A 17,662-nucleotide genomic window follows, 5' to 3' on the forward strand; every position below is an offset into this window, starting at 1 on the left:
TACTTGGCAGGCCATACCTTGAGTATAGCCAGTGAATATACAAACCAACAGTTGCTGGCGTAGGAGCAGCCCCTCGATAACACGGGCAGTCGCTTATTTAACTGTCGGTATCACTTCTTTAGTGATCAATGTCCCTTCGTTCTCACCCATCACCACACGGCGCAGAGCGCCAGGCTTATTCATGTTGAAGACACGAATTGGCAGGTTGTGGTCACGGGCCAAAGTGAAGGCCGCCAGATCCATAACTTTCAGCTCTCGCTCTAAAACGTCCTGATAGGTTAACTGTTCGTACAGTGTTGCATCAGGATTTTTCACCGGATCTGCGGAGTACACCCCATCGACTTTTGTTGCTTTTAACACAACATCAGCTTCAATCTCGATGCCACGCAGACAAGCTGCGGAGTCTGTAGTGAAAAATGGGTTGCCGGTACCCGCAGCAAAAATGACTACGCGGTTGTGGCGCAGCAGGCTGATTGCTTCGGCCCAGCTGTAATTATCACACACACCATTAAGTGGAATAGCAGACATCAGGCGGGCGTTCACATAGGCACGGTGCAGTGCATCTCGCATTGCCAGGCCGTTCATTACGGTAGCCAGCATTCCCATGTGGTCGCCCACTACGCGGTTCATCCCAGCTTGTGCCAAACCGGCACCGCGGAACAAGTTACCGCCGCCAATCACCACACCGACTTGAATGCCCAATTCGACCAGCTCTTTAACTTCTTGAGCCATGCGATCCAAAACGCTTGCGTCGATACCAAAACCTTCTGCGCCTTGCAGGGCTTCGCCACTAAGCTTAAGCAGGATACGCTGATATACGGGTTTTGCATTGGTTGCCATGGTGTTCTGTCCTAAGCAGCAGTAATAATATTGGGGACTTGACCGTCAGGATTTCAAGGCAATATTGGGCGTTGAAAACTGACTAGCCTAAGCTTATACCCTCAATAATTCGAGTGACAGGAAGACGACAACTGAGTGAATCCTCAGGAGCCGACATAAGTCAGTGACTGAGGTGAACAAAAGCAGTCAACGCACCTGTAGCTTGAAGTATGACGGGTATCGAGTGGATAAAATGGAACCGCCTGGTGGCGGCCCCATTTTTAGCATTAAGACTGTTTGCTCATTGCTGCAACTTCAGCAGCAAAGTCAGTCTCAACTTTCTCAATGCCTTCGCCCACTTCGAAGCGGATGAAGTTTACAACGTCAGCTTTGTGCTCTTTCAACAGATCGCCAACAGTTTTGCTTGGGTCCATAACGAAGTTCTGACCAGTCAGAGAAACTTCGCCGGTGAACTTACGCATACGGCCTTCAACCATCTTCTCAGCAATTTCACGCGGTTTACCGGATTCGATAGCGATGTCCAACTGGATTTGGTGCTCGCGAGCAACAACTTCAGCAGGAACATCTTCTGGCTTAACGTATTCAGGCTTGCTTGCAGCGATGTGCATAGCAATGTGCTTAACCAGCTCTTCATCAGCGCCAGTTGCCGCAACCAGAACACCGATACGTGCACCGTGCAGATAAGTACCCAGAACATCGCCTTCCAGAACAGCAACACGACGAATGTTGATGTTCTCACCGATTTTAGCCACTAGGTTAGCGCGTTGCTCTTCGTACTTAGCTTTCAGAACGTCGATATCAGCGATTTTGTCAGCCAAAGCTGCGTTGATAACTTCTTCGCCGAATGCTTTGAAGCCAGCATCTTTAGCAACGAAGTCAGTTTCGCAGTTCAGTTCCAGAATCACACCGAATTTGCCGTCGGCTGAAATTTTAGCCAGGATAATACCTTCAGCAGCGATACGGCCTGCTTTCTTGGCAGCTTTAGCCTGACCAGATTTACGCATATTGTCGATGGCAAGCTCGATGTCGCCGTTAGCTTCAACCAACGCCTTTTTACATTCCATCATGCCTGCAGCAGTACGCTCACGCAGTTCTTTTACCAAAGCAGCGGTAATAGCAACCATTTCAATTTCCTCGGTTCTCTTGTGAAAACAAGATCTCACATTAGATACGCAAAGGGGGCCTATAAAAGGCCCCCTAACCAACATATTTCAATACCTGGTTAATAAGGGCTCACGACGAGCCTGACTTATTATTCAGCTTCTACGAAGCTTTCTTCCGCTTGAACGGCCAGATCTTGAGAACGACCTTCAGTGACGGCAGTAGCAACAGCGCTCAGGTACAGTTTAACTGCACGGATTGCGTCATCGTTACCTGGGATGATGAAGTCAACGCCATCTGGATCGGAGTTAGTATCAACGATAGAGAATACCGGGATACCCAGGTTGTTAGCTTCTTTGATAGCGATGTGTTCGTGATCAGCATCAACAACGAACAGTGCGTCTGGTAAACCGCCCATGTCTTTGATACCGCCCAGGCTGTTTTCCAGCTTGTTCAGTTCACGAGTACGCATCAGCGCTTCTTTTTTGGTCAGCTTGTCAAAGGTGCCGTCTTGAGACTGGATTTCCAAATCTTTCAAACGTTTGATGGACTGACGAACAGTTTTCCAGTTAGTCAGCATCCCGCCCAACCAGCGATGGTTCACGAAGAACTGGTCGCAGTTGTTGGCAGCTTCTTTTACCGCTTCGCTTGCTGCGCGTTTAGTACCAACGAACAAGATCTTACCTTTACGGGAAGAGATCTTTTTCAATTCAGCCAGAGCTTCATTGAACAATGGTACGGTCTTTTCCAGGTTGATGATGTGAACTTTGTTACGTGCGCCGAAGATGAAAGGCTTCATTTTCGGGTTCCAGTAACGGGTCTGGTGACCGAAGTGAACACCGGCCTGGAGCATGTCGCGCATGGAAACAGTTGCCATGATTAAAACCTCTATAGTATCAGTTGGGGTTATGCCTCCACGTGTCCCATAACGCCGACCCCATAAGAAATTGATAATAATCAAAAACTTTAGGGCACCCCGGCGTATGTGTCGACACGTGTGTGTTATTTACACATATGAGTGCGATTGGTATTGCTCGACTAAACAGTACTTTCTTATCAGAACATGCACAGGCTCCCTAGAGAGACCCAAGAATAATTTCTTAACAAAGAAAATAGTACGATTCGCCGGCGCGCTTTATACCATAAACAGCCACAACACACCAACTTTTGTTGTATTTAATGCCGTCACTACAAAGGAAAGTTTGGCAGCAAATTACAGGGCTGGTACCATTAGCAACAGCTTTTTTAGGGTATATGATACTTACCTGCTTATTCATATCACGGCGGCTGGTTGATACTTACAGCCCCTACGGACACTTTTGCATGGCAATCTCAATCAAAACACCTGAAGATATTCAAAAAATGCGCGTTGCTGGCCGCTTGGCTGCTGAAGTGCTGGAAATCATTGAGCCTCACGTAAAACCAGGCGTCACCACCGGCGAGCTTGATCGTATTTGTCACGACCATATTACCAACAACCAGCAAGCGATTTCAGCTTGTCTTGGTTATCACGGTTTTCCGAAGTCAGTGTGTATTTCGGTCAATGAAGTTATCTGCCACGGCATTCCAAGTGACGACAAAGTCCTGAAAGATGGCGATATCGTGAACATCGACGTGACCGTGATTAAAGACGGCTTCCATGGCGACACGTCAAAAATGTTTATTGTCGGCAAACCAACCATCCTTGGTGAGCGTTTGTGCCGAGTGACCCAAGAAAGCCTGTATCTGGCTATCAAAATGGTCAAACCGGGTATCCGTCTGCGCACCTTGGGTAAAGAAATTCAGAAGTTTGTAGAAGCAGAAAACTTCTCTGTCGTCCGTGAATATTGTGGCCACGGCATTGGTGAAGGTTTCCATGAAGAGCCACAAGTTCTGCACTACGACGCTGATGACGGTGGCGTTGTCCTGCAAGCGGGTATGGCTTTCACTATTGAACCTATGGTGAATGCGGGTGATTACCGCATCCGCACCATGAAAGACGGTTGGACAGTAAAAACTAAAGATCGCAGCTTGTCGGCGCAGTATGAGCATACTATTGTGGTAACTGATAACGGCTGCGAAATAATGACGTTGCGCAAGGATGACACCATCCCCAACATCATAACGCACGAGTAATATGACAAGCCGGCATCCGCCGGCTTTTTTATGGGTTGCGTCTTTTTATCAACGGGGAATATATGTCTGACAATCACTCCGAGCATACTCTATCGCTGATCCCCACACCGGTTATTCCTGAGCAACCCGCATCACCGACCACCTATCTTGATAGCGAGCTGAATTGCCCGATACTCAAGCAACGGCTAGAGACTTTCCAGTCTTGGTTGGCTGATGCATTCAATGGCGGAATCAGTGCAGAGACATTAATTGCTGCGCGCAGTGATTACATCGACCGCTTGTTGCGGCGACTGTGGACATTCTATGGCTTTGATGATGTGCCAGAAACCGCGCTGGTTGCCGTCGGCGGTTATGGTCGTGGTGAATTGCACCCACTATCTGATATCGATGTCCTGATTCTGACCAAACAACGCCTGAACGACGAACAAGCTCCGCGAGTCGGCCAATTAATTACGTTGTTATGGGATTTGAAGCTGGAAGTCGGTCATAGTGTGCGCACTCTGGAAGAGTGTTTGCTGGAAGGTTTAGCCGACCTCACTGTTGCCACCAATATGATTGAATCGCGTCTAATTTGTGGCGATGTCGCGCTGTTCCTACAGATGCAAAAACATATTTTCAGCGAAAATTTCTGGCCCTCCCCCCAATTTTTCCATGCCAAGCAGGTTGAGCAACAAGAGCGGCATAAACGCTATCACGGCACCAGTTATAATCTCGAGCCAGATATCAAAAGTAGCCCCGGCGGCTTAAGGGATATTCATACCTTACAGTGGGTTGCCCGCCGCCATTTTGGCGCAACATCTTTAAGTGAAATGGTTGATTTTGGTTTTCTCACCAAAGCCGAGCGCAACGAACTGATTGAAAGCCAAAGTTTTTTATGGCGCATCCGCTTTGCTTTACATTTGGTACTGAACCGCTACGACAACCGCCTGTTATTTGATCGCCAACTGAGTGTTGCTCAACTTTTGCAATATCAGGGCGAAGGTAATGAGCCGGTCGAACGTATGATGAAAGATTTTTATCGCATGACACGCCGGGTTAGCGAACTGAATAACATGCTGTTGCAGTTATTTGATGAAGCCATTTTAGCGCTGGATGCCAATGAGAAACCACGGCCACTGGATGATGAGTTTCAGTTGCGTGGCGATTTAATCGATCTGCGTGATGAAAATCTCTTTGTTGATAAACCTGAAGCTATAATGCGCATGTTCTATCTCATGGTGCGCAATCAGGACATCAAGGGCATTTACTCCACTACCGTGCGCCGTTTACGCCACGCCCGCCGGCACCTGAAACAGCCATTATGCAATATCCCTGAAGCCCGCAGGCTGTTTATGGCCATTTTACGCCACCCTGGGGCGGTTTCTCGGGCATTGTTACCTATGCATCGCCACAGCGTACTATGGGCCTATATGCCGCAATGGGGCAGTATTGTCGGGCAGATGCAGTTTGACCTGTTTCATGCTTATACCGTCGACGAGCACACTATCCGAGTGTTACTTAAACTCGAAAGCTTCGCCGATGAAACAACCCGCCCGCGTCACCCTCTTTGTGTCGAACTTTATCCGCGCCTTCCTCAGCCTGAATTACTGCTGCTTGCAGCACTGTTCCACGATATCGCCAAAGGACGAGGGGGTGACCATTCAATATTAGGCGCTCACGATGTGCTGGAATTTGCCGAGCAACATGGGCTGAACTCACGCGAGGCCCAATTAGTTGCCTGGCTAGTCCGTTGCCATCTATTAATGTCAGTTACAGCTCAACGCCGAGATATTCAAGACCCGGCGGTTATTCAGCAATTCTCAGCAGAAGTGCAAAGTGAAACCCGCCTGCGTTATTTAGTCAGCCTGACTGTGGCCGATATTTGTGCCACCAATGAAAACCTGTGGAATAGCTGGAAACAAAGTTTGTTGCGCGAACTTTATTTCGCCACAGAGAAGCAACTGCGCCGCGGCATGCAAAACAGCCCAGATTTACGCGAGCGCGTCCGCCATCATCGGCTACAAGCGCTGGCATTGCTGCGCATGGATAATATTGATGAAGAAGCGCTGCACCGTATCTGGAGCCGCTGTAGAGCAGATTACTTCCTGCGCCATTCTCCCAATCAATTAGCCTGGCATGCCCGCCATTTACTGGAGCATGACTCAACCAAACCACTGGTGCTGGTCAGCCGTCAGGCCACACGGGGTGGGACTGAAATCTTTATTTGGTGCCCTGATCGCCCGTCATTGTTTGCCGCTGTTGTCGGTGAGTTGGATCGCCGAAACCTAAGTGTCCATGACGCACAGATTTTTACTAATCGAGATGGCATGGCGATGGATACTTTTATTGTGTTGGAGCCGGATGGCAGTCCATTGGCACAAGACCGACACCCTATTATCATCCATGCTTTGCAGCAAGCAATGACGCGACAAAACTACCAACATCCACGTGTCAGGCGGTTATCACCCAAATTACGGCATTTCAGCGTACCGACTGAAACCAACTTCTTGCCAACGCACAATGAACGCCGGACATATCTGGAACTCATTGCGCTCGACCAACCTGGGTTATTAGCGCGTGTCGGTGACATTTTTGCTGATTTAGGATTATCACTGCATAGTGCGCGCATCACCACAATCGGCGAACGGGTAGAGGATTTATTTGTGTTAGCAGATAAAGACCGCCGTGCTTTAAGCATTGAAACTCGTCGTGAATTAGCACAGCGGTTGACAGATACCCTCAATCCGAACGATAAACTGTGATACAAATATCTTTTTAGTCATTAATTTTTCTTACGATGGGAAAAAACAGGATGCAGCAACTACAGAACGTTATTGAAACCGCTTTCGAGCGCCGTGCAGATATCACCCCGGCAAATGTTGACACCGTAACGCGCGAAGCGATTAACCACGTGATTGATCTGCTGGATACCGGCGCGCTGCGGGTGGCAGAAAAGATTGATGGCCAGTGGATTACTCACCAATGGCTAAAAAAAGCCGTGCTGCTGTCTTTCCGCATCAATGACAACCAGGTCATGGAAGGCGCAGAAACGCGTTACTACGATAAAGTCCCGATGAAGTTTGCTGGCTATGACGAAGCCCGTTTCCAACGTGAAGGTTTCCGTGTTGTACCTCCGGCAACCGTGCGTAAAGGCGCATACATTGCGCGTAATACTGTACTGATGCCTTCCTACGTTAATATCGGTGCTTTTGTTGATGAGGGCACCATGGTCGACACATGGGCAACAGTAGGTTCTTGCGCACAAATCGGTAAGAATGTTCATCTGTCTGGCGGCGTTGGCATTGGCGGCGTATTGGAGCCACTGCAAGCTAACCCAACCATTATCGAGGACAACTGCTTTGTCGGCGCGCGTTCAGAAGTGGTCGAAGGGGTTATTGTTGAAGAAGGCTCGGTTATTTCCATGGGCGTTTTCATTGGTCAAAGCACCCGTATTTATGACCGCGAAACTGGCGAAATCCATTATGGTCGTGTTCCCGCTGGCTCTGTCGTCGTTTCAGGTAATCTCCCATCAAAAGACGGTAGCTACAGCCTGTACTGCGCGGTCATCGTGAAGAAAGTCGATGCGAAAACCCGTGGAAAAGTCGGCATTAATGAGTTATTACGCACCATCGACTAAGATTGAAGATAGCGGGCTAATTACCCGCTATTTTTTTGCCTTGTGAGTTAATCACATTTTTTGGCGAAAATTACCGTCATAATCATAATCTGTGGAATATAGACCTAAAGTAATTGGCATTTACAGGGAGACCGCAAGCTAATCCCCAGCAATTCCAAATATGAAAGGGATAAAACTAAAAAGGTGGCGCTATGTATGACAATCTGAAAAGCTTAGGAATCACACAACCAGAAGATGTCGATCGCTATAGCCTGCGTCAGGAGGCCAATAACGACATTCTGAAAATTTACTTCCGCAAAGATAAAGGTGAATTTTTTGCTAAGAGTGTGAAGTTCAAATACCCACGCCAGCGCAAAACTGTGGTTGCTGATAATGCTGGTCATGGCTATAAAGAAATCAATGAAATCAACCCAAATCTACGCTATGTCATTGATGAGCTTGATCAACTGTGCAAGCGCGATCAAGTTGAAGTTGATTTGAAACGTAAAATTCTAGATGACTTGCGTCATTTAGAGAGTGTAGTGACCAATAAGATTGCTGAAATTGAAGCTGACCTGGAAAAACTGACCAACGGCCGCTAAATCTGGTTTTTAATATTGCTAAAGTCACTGGAGTTGCAGGTGAATAAACATCGCCCTCACCTGCAATTTCATGGATAGAGATATATACCCTAAATAATTCGAGTTGCGGAAAAGCGGCCAACGCACATGCAGCTTGAAGTATGGCGGGTATAGTTATTGAAATAAATAGTTATTGAAGTAGGCGGCCCCACTGCTCTACCCACGAAGCTGAAACCACCTCTGGCTCTGGGTGTTCGGTGGCATCAATCTCCAGCCTTTCGCCAATTCTCGTAGCACCCTGCTCTTGCAGCAATTCATCAAATGCACGCCCGGCACCACAGAAGCTATCATAGCTGCTGTCACCCAACGCAATCACGCCATAGCGCAACTCTGGCTGGAAGCCAACTTGATCGCGCACAGCGGCAAAGAGCGAAGCAATACTGTCAGGGAAATCCCCCTGCCCGGTTGTCGAGGTCACCACCAGCGCATAATGTTGACGATAATACTGCCAGGCCTCTAAAGTGCCCTCATCGAACACTTTGACCTCATGCCCCTGTTCTTTCAGTATATTTTCAGCTTCTTCCGCAACTAATAGCGCGTTACCGTAGACCGTGCCGACAAAAATCCCGACCTGAGCCATAAAAAATATTTCCTTTTAACGAGAAAAATTACGCACTATCCTGACCTGCAGTTGCTGGAAACTCAACCCTTTCAAGATGAGGGGTAATACCCCGCCAGCCAAAATGTGACATCAGCTGTTGCCAGGAATCATCCCAACGCGCGGTCAAATTGAGTGGCTCTCCGGTGACAGGGTGATTCAGATGCAAATGGCTGGCATGAAGCATGAGCCGTGAACAATCAAAATGCTCAGCAATTCCACGATTTTGGCGTAAATCGCCATGGGTGCTGTCACCGATGATAGGGTGGCGAATGTGCGCCATATGCCGCCGTAGCTGGTGTTTACGCCCTGTTTCTGGCTTTAATTCCATTAAACTAAAGCGCGCAGTGTCATAGCGCCCAATGGCAATGGGAACTTCCACTTGAGCCAGTGCGTGATAATGGGTAACCGAAGGCTGCGGGGCTTTATCTGGCCGGGCAAATTTATCCGCAATTTTGTCTAACTCTTCGGTCATCTCGTAATCAATCGTGCCATCTTCCAGTACATATCCACGTACAACCGCATGATATGTTTTCTGAATTTGATGCTGCTCAAATTGTAATGAAAGGGCACGGGCCACATCACTGGACAGCGCCATCAGCAACACACCTGATGTCGGGCGATCCAGTCGATGGACGGTATAAACATGCTGGCCAATCTGGTCGCGTACTGTTTGCATTACAAATACAGTTTCGTTGCTATCCAACCAACTGCGGTGGACAAGCCAGCCAGCCGGTTTATTGACCGCAACTATATGTTCATCTTGATAAAGTATTTCCAACATTAGTGACTTTCTTTATTCAGCAGGTCATCGAGGCGCTGTAATTCAACCAGCAGTAAGGTGCAATCTGGACGGCCCTCACCACTCAGCGCCTCTTCAAAGTAGGGTGTAATGGCAAAACGAGTAGGGAGTGGCCCTTTCGATTCCAGCAATGCATACATCCGAGGAATAAGTACCCATTGCAACCACTGCTCAGCATCCATGGTATCAATGCTGAAAGGCTCATTACTTTCAAAAGCCTCGACTGACGGTGGAACAGATTGCCAAAGGTCAATTGCCCGCATGGCAAGCTCGATATTTTGTAGGCTCTGGCGCACCTGATTTTCTGTATTCATGATTATGCTCTCAACCAAAAAATAACCATTCACCGGGCTGGTTCAACGGCGGCCAAGCATACCATTGAAGAAGAAGATGCCAAAATCCCCTCTAAACGATAGGCATAGGTTGAATAAAATACAGATAAAAAAAGGGGTACTGTTTTACCAGTACCCCTCTATTCGTTTCATAGCAATCCAGCTAAAAGTGATGCTCCCTGCTCAATCCTTGAAAACTTTTCCGTGCGGTTATCCTAACCAGCAATCCGTCGCGTTGTCCTACACCATCCCGGCGCTAATCCTGAAGTTATCCTAACCCACCAATCATCCTGAACTGGCTCTCAATCTCCATCCTGGAGGTGTCCTTTGTTTCGTCCTGAAACATCCCTTCACTCATCCTAAGCAGTCCCTGTGTTCTTCATCCTGAAGTGGCATCATCCCGATACCGTCCTTCTCGACCAGATCCTATCCAGCGAGTAAAGGATCGCTTAATCAACAAAGAGAGACAAGGTATCGTCAGAATAATGAGGAAATGCTTTTATATATAAAAAAATGAATGTTTATAACGAAATGATTTTATTGAAGATAAACCCGACACAATAATTTCACATAAAATGAATAGAAGTGATGTCTCACAGCCCGTGTGCGAGATCTCTCACACGAGCTGTATTGGAAAAAACAATGACCATTTATTTATTCAGGAAATACTGGTCGTAATGCATCCAGAAAATGAGTGAGAGTCGATGCCAACAATGTCCGTTTTCCGCTACCAAACTCCTCTAACACCACATTGCCAGTAACATTACACAATGAGGCCATGGTCATTTCCGATTCTGTTGTCGCCAAAAACAGTGTCGGTGAGAGTTTTAGCCTTTTTTGTGTCACCAAATGACCAATGAGATTCTCCTGTAAACGGATAAAGTCATCTTCACTCCAAACTTGCAGCAAGGTAAAGCGGTGGTCACCTAAATCTGCTTTCATATCTCCGGCATATTGCTGGGTATAAAACTCATGAATATCGGGATGAAGTTGAATCTCCAGTGCCCGTTCAATATTAGCGAGATTAGCACCCGTGACAAAAGGCTGTGGTAACCAAAATACCTGATTATCCTCAGTTTCTATATTACACGGAGAAGGAACCCCATAAAGTTCCTCACTGGCAGGTGGCCGCCCAGTTTGCTGCTGCCATAAATCAATATAGCGCTGGGTAAAACCCTTGAGTGCCGTTGAAACGTTCTGGTCCATTATTATTCTCTGTATCGCGGCGGCTTGCTCTGCACCCTGGAGGGCATAGCTCTCACTCAGAAATGCAGTTAAACGCGGCATTAATTGATAAACTACAGCTATTGTACCTTTCTCTCATCATGGGAACAGCATGTCTTCATATCAAGACCACGAAGCTCTGGCGGAACTGACGTTAGGCAAACCTACTGCATATCGCGACCACTATGACGTAACCTTATTGCAGGCCGTACCACGCAGTATGAACCGCGAACCCCTCGGTTTATATCCTGATAATCTGCCCTTTCATGGCGCGGATATCTGGACATTGTATGAGCTGTCGTGGCTAAACAGTAAGGGCTTACCACAAGTTGCTGTGGGTGAAATTAGCCTAAATGCTGATAGCGTTAATCTCATTGAATCAAAGAGTTTCAAACTTTATCTCAACAGTTTTAACCAAACCACGTTTACTGACTGGGAAAATGTACGAACAACTTTGCAACAGGATTTATCCGCCTGTGCTCAAGGAGATGTGAATGTCAGGCTATACCGGCTAGATGAAATAACACATCAACCGATTGCCAATTTCACGGGGGAATGTCTGGACGAGCAAGATATTCGCATTGATAGCTATGAGTTCAGTGCCGATTATCTGCAAGGTGCAGCGGGTAAAAACCACGTGGAAGAAAACCTGGTCAGCCACTTGCTTAAGTCCAACTGCTTGATAACCCACCAACCAGATTGGGGTTCAGTCCAAATCAGCTACAGCGGCCCACAGATTAACCGGGAAGCCCTACTGCGCTATCTGGTCTCTTTCCGCCATCATAATGAGTTTCACGAACAGTGCGTCGAGCGTATTTTCAATGACATTATGCATTTTTGTCAGCCAGAAACATTATCAGTTTATGCGCGCTATACCCGTCGCGGCGGGCTGGATATTAATCCCTGGCGTTCCAATACTGATTTTGTGCCATCAACTGGCCGCCTGGCACGGCAATAAATGCGTACAGATGCGCAACTTTATCACTGGTTGTACGTTAGTATTGGCAAAAAATGAGCGACAACGTTAAGGTTATTTATAGGTTCCTCATGCTATTTTTAGTATAAGAATCAGTAATGAATACTTAGTGGCCTCTGATATTCCACGGAAAACAGAAAGCAACACTCTGATACACAGGCACTACCACCCTCAAGGGTGTAAAGGAGTAACTTTGATTACACATGTCAGTCCACTCGGTTCAATGGATCTGTTATCACAGCTCGAAGTGGATATGCTCAAGCGTACAGCCAGCAGTGATCTGTACCGTTTATTTCGCAATTGCTCATTAGCTGTTCTCAATTCAGGCAGCCTGACCGATAACAGCAAAGAGCTTTTATCTCGCTATGAAACCTTTGATATCAATGTGCTTCGCCGCGAACGTGGTGTAAAACTCGAACTGGTTAACCCACCAGAGCATGCTTTTGTTGATGGTAAAATTATCCGCTCTTTGCAAGCAAACCTGTTTGCGGTGTTGCGTGACATTTTGTTTGTGAATGGTCAAATCGTCAATGCTGGGCGTTTCCAACATCTCAATATGGAAAGCTCCAGCCATTTGACCAACCTGGTCTTTTCAATTTTGCGTAATGCCCGTGCCCTACATCTTGATGAAGATCCAAATATGATTGTGTGCTGGGGCGGCCATTCAATCAATGAAACCGAATACTTGTATGCCCGTAAAGTTGGCAGCCAATTGGGTTTGCGTGAATTGAATATCTGCACCGGCTGTGGGCCAGGGGCGATGGAAGCACCGATGAAAGGCGCCGCTGTTGGCCATGCCCAACAACGCTACAGACAAGGCCGCTTTATCGGGATGACCGAGCCGTCAATCATTGCTGCTGAGCCGCCAAACCCATTAGTCAATGAGCTGATTATCATGCCAGACATTGAAAAACGGCTAGAAGCTTTCGTCCGTATCGCCCATGGCATTATTATTTTCCCTGGCGGTGTGGGGACAGCAGAAGAATTGCTTTATTTATTAGGTATTCTGATGAACCCGCATAATAAGGAGCAGGTTTTACCCCTGATCCTGACGGGGCCTAAAGAGAGTGCGGATTATTTCAGGGTCGTGGACGAGTTCATCATGAACACGCTGGGTGATGAAGCACGTAAATACTACCAAATAATTATTGATGACCCCGATGAAGTCGCGCGTCAAATGAAGAAAGCAATGCCATTGGTGAAAGAGAATCGCCGTAATACCGGGGATGCTTATAGCTTTAACTGGTCTATTCGTATCGAGCCAGATTTACAGCATCCTTTCGAGCCAAACCATGAAAATATGGCGAATCTGGACTTATCCCATAATCAAGCCCCAGAGAAGCTAGCGGCAGCATTACGCCGTGCTTTCTCCGGTATTGTGGCGGGTAACGTCAAAGAGGTCGGGATTCATGCAATTGAAGCTCATGGGCCATTCAAATTGCACGGTGACCCGCTACTGATGAAGCAAATGGATCAATTGCTGCAAGGCTTTATTATCCAGCAACGGATGAAGCTACCGGGCAGTGACTACACACCTTGCTATGAAATCTGTAGTTAAAAAATCAGTAACTTTCACCGGTAGTGCGAGCAGGATCCCCCGGCTGGCGCTACCTGAAAGTTATTTGAATCCCTGCAGGTTCGCTCTTTATAGTAAAGAATGGCCAATAAAATAGCCCTCACGGGATAGGTTTTAAGACAGTCCATGCAAATTCATCTTCTTATCGTCGACGCCCTTAACCTGATTCGCCGCATTCACGCGGTGCAAGGTTCACCTTGTGTGAATGCTTGTCAGCATGCACTGCAACAGCTGATTTCACATAGCCAACCAACTCACGCCGTCGCCGTTTTTGATGAAGATGACCGCTCGGATAGTTGGCGGCATCAACTCTTGCCCGATTACAAAGCGGGCCGCTCACCGATGCCAGACAATCTGCAACAAGAAATGCCGCTAATCCGTGAAGCATTCCATTCATTGGGTGTTGATTGCTGGTGCTCTCCGGGCAATGAAGCTGATGATCTTGCTGCGACATTGGCGACAAAAATCGGTGGGGCTGGGCATCAAGTGACTATTGTTTCAACCGACAAAGGCTATTGCCAGTTGTTAGCACCGAATGTACAAATTCGTGATTACTTTCAAAAACGCTGGCTGGATATGCCGTTCGTAAAACAAGAATTTGGTGTATTACCGCACCAATTGCCTGATTACTGGGGACTTGCTGGGATCAGCAGTAGTAAAATTCCGGGTGTCGCCGGCATTGGAGCAAAAACTGCCGCGCTGTTATTGCAGCAAATTAGTAATCTGGAAGAACTCTATCAAGAGCTAGATTCAGTGCCGGAGAAATGGCACAAAAAGTTGCAACAGCACCAAGAGATGGCTTTTATTTGTAAGCAAATTGCGACACTAAAAACTGATTTGCCATTAAGCGGCAATTTGCAGCAATTACGTTTGAATCGATGATATCAGCATAAAAACAAAGGGGCCAATTGGCCCCTTGTGCGTAAGACAGACAGGTCTATCACTAAAATTTAAAAACGCTCATCACGGCGGCCCGGCGCGCCAGACCAGATACGGCGCACATGTACCGTCACTTCTTCACGGTCATGATAGAGTTGTTTGGCCTGAATATGGGCATTGATGCCATTTTCTTTTAGCTGCTCATCAATCATTTCCAGATTCTCCGAAACAACTTCAAAGCGTTTTTTCATCGGTAATTTCAGGTTAAAAATCGCCTCACGGCACCAACCATTCACCAACCATTTGATAATAAGTTGGGTGACTTTAGCCGGTTTCTCCACCATATCGCACACTAACCAGTAAATATTGCTGCGCGTTGGTTCATATTTAAAACCATCAACACGATGATGCGTAACCTGCCCGGTATCCATCAAACTTTGTGCCATCAAGCCATTATCAATGGCCTGAACCATCATGCTGCGTTGCACTAGCTGATAAGTCCAACCTCCGGGGCAAGCACCTAAATCAACAGCATGCATACCACTGGCCAATCGCTCTTCCCATTCATCTTGTGGAATAAATACATGGAAAGCTTCTTCCAGCTTTAAAGTTGAGCGACTTGGTGCGTCTGATGGGAACTTAAGGCGCGGAATCCCCATATAGAACGGGGAGTTATTGTTACTGTAAGAATAACCGACATAACAACAGCCCGATGCAATAAAGAACACATGTACCACTGGCCGGTGTGCATTCTCACGGACAGACAGAATTTTTTGTTCACGCATTGCGCTACGCAGCGGCACTGTCAACTTACGGCAAAACTTAAGTAACTCTTTGCTTTCATTAGTGTCAGCAACTTCAACTCGCAGTTCACCGGCTTTTTCGACAACACCGACCAACATGCCAACAATAGGCGATACCCGATCTTCCGGCGGTAAATCTTTCAATAACTCGCCCACGACCATCATTTGACGGGCGAAAATCAATTCGCGGAATGGTACTTCACGAATCAGACGATCTGCATCTTCTAACTGATAGCATTCAAATAGCACATAACCGCTATTGTCTTTTACTCGCGCGAAACCAAAGATTTCAAGCTGTGCTGCTTTGGCGGTAATTTCCGCCGCACACTCTTTCTCAAAACCTGAGCGGCAATATAAAGCAATTTTATTATTCATGGCGTTCTGCCCTTTTTCTTAGACGCAGCGCGCCAATCAACATCAAAATCCATCCCGCCAGAAAACATACTCCGCCCACTGGCGTGATATATACCCACAGTTTCAGGTGTGATAGAGCCAGGCAGTATAAACTGCCACTAAAGAGTAGCGTTCCGAGCGCTAACAAGGCTCCACTCCAGTAAAACCAAATACTAATCTGCCGTTGCATTGCAACCGCGAGTGCCAGGATAGCCAATGTATGGAACCCCTGATACTCCAGCCCGGTATGAATCCAAGCCATTTCATTCGCTCCCAACGAGGCACTCAATACATGAGCCCCAAAGGCACCGAAAGCAACATAGAAAAAACCGCTCAGAGCGGCAAATATCAGCATTAAACGACCATTCATCGTCATTAACCTTAAATTAATATCGCCTGGTAATAATTAAAATTAGTTGTCGTAGCGAAAACGGAGCTTTTCCTGTTCGCTAGCTGCTCTTGCCAGTATCCACTGACGAAAGGCGGCTATTTTACCCAGTTCTGCCTGACTGTCATGACAAACCAGATAAAAAGCATTTTTACTTACCAGCACTTCATTAAACGGGCACACCAACCGCCCGGCTTCAATCTCAGATTGCGCCATAACATTATTCACCAGCGCAATACCTTGACCATGAACAGCGGCCTGAACCACCATTACACTGTGACTAAATATTGGGCCTTGCTGCACATTAATCTGCGGTACACCCAATTGACGGGTATACGCCATCCAATCTCGGCGGGAAGTATCATGCAACAAGGTATGATTAGCCAGATCTGCTGGTACTTTTAATCCATTATCGCCCATTAATAGGCTAGGCGCACAAACAGGAAGCAAGAATTCGGCATACAGACGTTCAGTGCGCAAACCGGTCCAATTTCCCCGACCATAAAATATCGCCACATCTACATCATCAGCCAGTTTATCCTCTTCCCGATCCACTGCCTGGATCCTGACATCAATACCCGGATAAGCAGCATTGAATCCAGAAAGGCGGGGAACCAACCATTGAATAGCAAAACTAGGGGGAAGACTGACAGTCAGAGCACCTTTGGCGCTGCGTGCCTGCAATTTGCGAGTGGCTTCATTGATGGAGGTGAAAATCTCTTTGATGTCGAGGTAATAACTCTGGCCTTCTTCGGTCAGCAATAGAGAACGGTTACGCCGACGAAACAGTTTTAGCCCGAGGAAATCCTCCAGTGACTTTATCTGGTGACTAACCGCCGCTTGCGTGACAAATAATTCATCAGCAGCTTTAGTAAAACTCAGGTGACGCGCGGCCGCATCAAAGACCCGCAAGGCATTCAGTGGTGGTAATCGTTTTGACATGAATTGGATACTTTTTTATAACGGCTCATCTTCAGATGAAACCCTTTGTTTACTTATTAGTTTTTGTAATCCGAGACATTATAAATTGTCCGTTGATGATGCGCCAGCAAATACCTATAGTGGCGGCACTTCCCAAGCCGGAACGAAAAGTAGGTTTAGTATCCAGGTACTGAATTGCTTTTGGCTTTGTGGTTGTGATGTTGTGTTTGCAAATGGTCTGGTGTACCAGACATAGTAGCTAAGCTACTGTTTTTTTTCACTTCCTGTACATTTACCCTGTCTGTCCATAGTGATTTTATGCAGCACCGCAATTTTTGCGGTGCTTTTTTTTTGCTCCATTCCCAGCACTGACTTCTTTTTAAGAACCTAAATGTAAGTTAATAACCTAAATGTAAGCGCCACTTTGTATTGCGTAGAGTTAAGCTTAAATTTAAGTTGTTGCAGAGGACTCCAGGAC

At 46.9% G+C, this 17,662-nt stretch carries 17 protein-coding genes; 7 read left to right on the plus strand and 10 right to left on the minus strand.

Going from position 1 to position 17,662, the window contains the following annotated elements; translation table 11 throughout:
- Positions 1-93: 93 nt before the first annotated feature.
- From pyrH to rpsB, 3 genes are all read right to left on the minus strand, one after another.
- Complete coding sequence (gene pyrH, locus OVO64_RS14590) at positions 94-840, minus strand: UMP kinase (protein WP_038631247.1); 747 nt, start codon at positions 838-840, stop codon at positions 94-96.
- A 266-nt stretch (positions 841-1,106) separates the two neighbouring features.
- Positions 1,107-1,964: a translation elongation factor Ts gene (tsf, locus tag OVO64_RS14595; protein ID WP_038631245.1), complete on the minus strand. Its 858-nt coding sequence runs from the start codon at positions 1,962-1,964 to the stop codon at positions 1,107-1,109.
- Between the two features lie 128 nt (positions 1,965-2,092).
- Positions 2,093-2,818 (minus strand): 30S ribosomal protein S2, encoded by a 726-nt coding sequence (gene rpsB / locus OVO64_RS14600; protein ID WP_004391704.1) that lies wholly within the window; start codon positions 2,816-2,818, stop codon positions 2,093-2,095.
- A 446-nt stretch (positions 2,819-3,264) separates the two neighbouring features.
- On the opposite strand from rpsB, the gene map reads away from it, so the two are divergent.
- From map to OVO64_RS14620, 4 genes are all read left to right on the plus strand, one after another.
- Entirely contained in the window at positions 3,265-4,056 is a 792-nt protein-coding gene (gene map, locus OVO64_RS14605) for a type I methionyl aminopeptidase (RefSeq protein ID WP_038631243.1), read from the plus strand.
- 62 nt (positions 4,057-4,118) lie between these two features.
- On the plus strand, positions 4,119-6,797 hold the full coding sequence (gene glnD / locus OVO64_RS14610; RefSeq protein ID WP_038631241.1) for a bifunctional uridylyltransferase/uridylyl-removing protein GlnD: 2,679 nt from the start codon (positions 4,119-4,121) through the stop codon (positions 6,795-6,797).
- Between the two features lie 50 nt (positions 6,798-6,847).
- On the plus strand, positions 6,848-7,672 hold the full coding sequence (gene dapD / locus OVO64_RS14615) for a 2,3,4,5-tetrahydropyridine-2,6-dicarboxylate N-succinyltransferase (RefSeq protein ID WP_038631238.1): 825 nt from the start codon (positions 6,848-6,850) through the stop codon (positions 7,670-7,672).
- Positions 7,673-7,863: 191 nt separating this feature from the next.
- The gene (locus OVO64_RS14620) at positions 7,864-8,253 is read left to right on the plus strand and encodes a DUF3461 family protein (protein ID WP_004391709.1); all 390 of its coding nucleotides are present in this window, start codon (positions 7,864-7,866) and stop codon (positions 8,251-8,253) included.
- A gap of 169 nt (positions 8,254-8,422) precedes the next feature.
- Here the strand turns inward: OVO64_RS14620 and OVO64_RS14625 are convergent, their stop codons facing one another.
- From OVO64_RS14625 to syd, 4 genes are all read right to left on the minus strand, one after another.
- The gene (locus OVO64_RS14625) at positions 8,423-8,872 is read right to left on the minus strand and encodes a flavodoxin (protein ID WP_038631235.1); all 450 of its coding nucleotides are present in this window, start codon (positions 8,870-8,872) and stop codon (positions 8,423-8,425) included.
- 28 nt (positions 8,873-8,900) lie between these two features.
- Positions 8,901-9,674: a tRNA pseudouridine(65) synthase TruC gene (truC, locus tag OVO64_RS14630; RefSeq protein ID WP_038631233.1), complete on the minus strand. Its 774-nt coding sequence runs from the start codon at positions 9,672-9,674 to the stop codon at positions 8,901-8,903.
- On the minus strand, positions 9,674-10,006 hold the full coding sequence (locus OVO64_RS14635) for a YqcC family protein (RefSeq protein WP_038631231.1): 333 nt from the start codon (positions 10,004-10,006) through the stop codon (positions 9,674-9,676). The genes truC and OVO64_RS14635 overlap by 1 nt, the downstream gene beginning before the upstream one ends.
- Positions 10,007-10,678: 672 nt before the next feature.
- Positions 10,679-11,230: a SecY-interacting protein gene (gene syd, locus OVO64_RS14640; RefSeq protein ID WP_038631229.1), complete on the minus strand. Its 552-nt coding sequence runs from the start codon at positions 11,228-11,230 to the stop codon at positions 10,679-10,681.
- A gap of 130 nt (positions 11,231-11,360) precedes the next feature.
- Between syd and queF the strand changes: the two genes are divergently transcribed.
- The 3 genes from queF (at position 11,361) to xni (ending at position 14,682) form a co-directional block, all read left to right on the plus strand.
- The gene (queF, locus tag OVO64_RS14645) at positions 11,361-12,206 is read left to right on the plus strand and encodes an NADPH-dependent 7-cyano-7-deazaguanine reductase QueF (RefSeq protein ID WP_038631227.1); all 846 of its coding nucleotides are present in this window, start codon (positions 11,361-11,363) and stop codon (positions 12,204-12,206) included.
- 211 nt (positions 12,207-12,417) lie between these two features.
- A complete protein-coding gene (gene ppnN, locus OVO64_RS14650) occupies positions 12,418-13,782 on the plus strand; it encodes a nucleotide 5'-monophosphate nucleosidase PpnN (RefSeq protein ID WP_038631224.1) in 1,365 nt (454 codons plus the stop codon).
- A 144-nt stretch (positions 13,783-13,926) separates the two neighbouring features.
- Entirely contained in the window at positions 13,927-14,682 is a 756-nt protein-coding gene (xni, locus tag OVO64_RS14655; protein ID WP_267248857.1) for a flap endonuclease Xni, read from the plus strand.
- Between the two features lie 68 nt (positions 14,683-14,750).
- Here the strand turns inward: xni and rlmM are convergent, their stop codons facing one another.
- The 3 genes from rlmM to OVO64_RS14670 are packed head-to-tail and all read right to left on the minus strand — an operon-like array spanning position 14,751 to position 17,205.
- A complete protein-coding gene (rlmM, locus tag OVO64_RS14660) occupies positions 14,751-15,857 on the minus strand; it encodes a 23S rRNA (cytidine(2498)-2'-O)-methyltransferase RlmM (protein ID WP_038631220.1) in 1,107 nt (368 codons plus the stop codon).
- A complete protein-coding gene (locus OVO64_RS14665; protein ID WP_072076318.1) occupies positions 15,850-16,245 on the minus strand; it encodes a DUF423 domain-containing protein in 396 nt (131 codons plus the stop codon). The genes rlmM and OVO64_RS14665 overlap by 8 nt, the downstream gene beginning before the upstream one ends.
- 42 nt (positions 16,246-16,287) lie before the next feature.
- A complete protein-coding gene (locus OVO64_RS14670; RefSeq protein ID WP_038631218.1) occupies positions 16,288-17,205 on the minus strand; it encodes a transcriptional regulator GcvA in 918 nt (305 codons plus the stop codon).
- Positions 17,206-17,662 lie beyond the last annotated feature (457 nt).

Origin of the sequence: Yersinia sp. Marseille-Q5920, assembly GCF_946902935.1 — a bacterium.
Taxonomy (GTDB): domain Bacteria; phylum Pseudomonadota; class Gammaproteobacteria; order Enterobacterales; family Enterobacteriaceae; genus Yersinia; species Yersinia rochesterensis.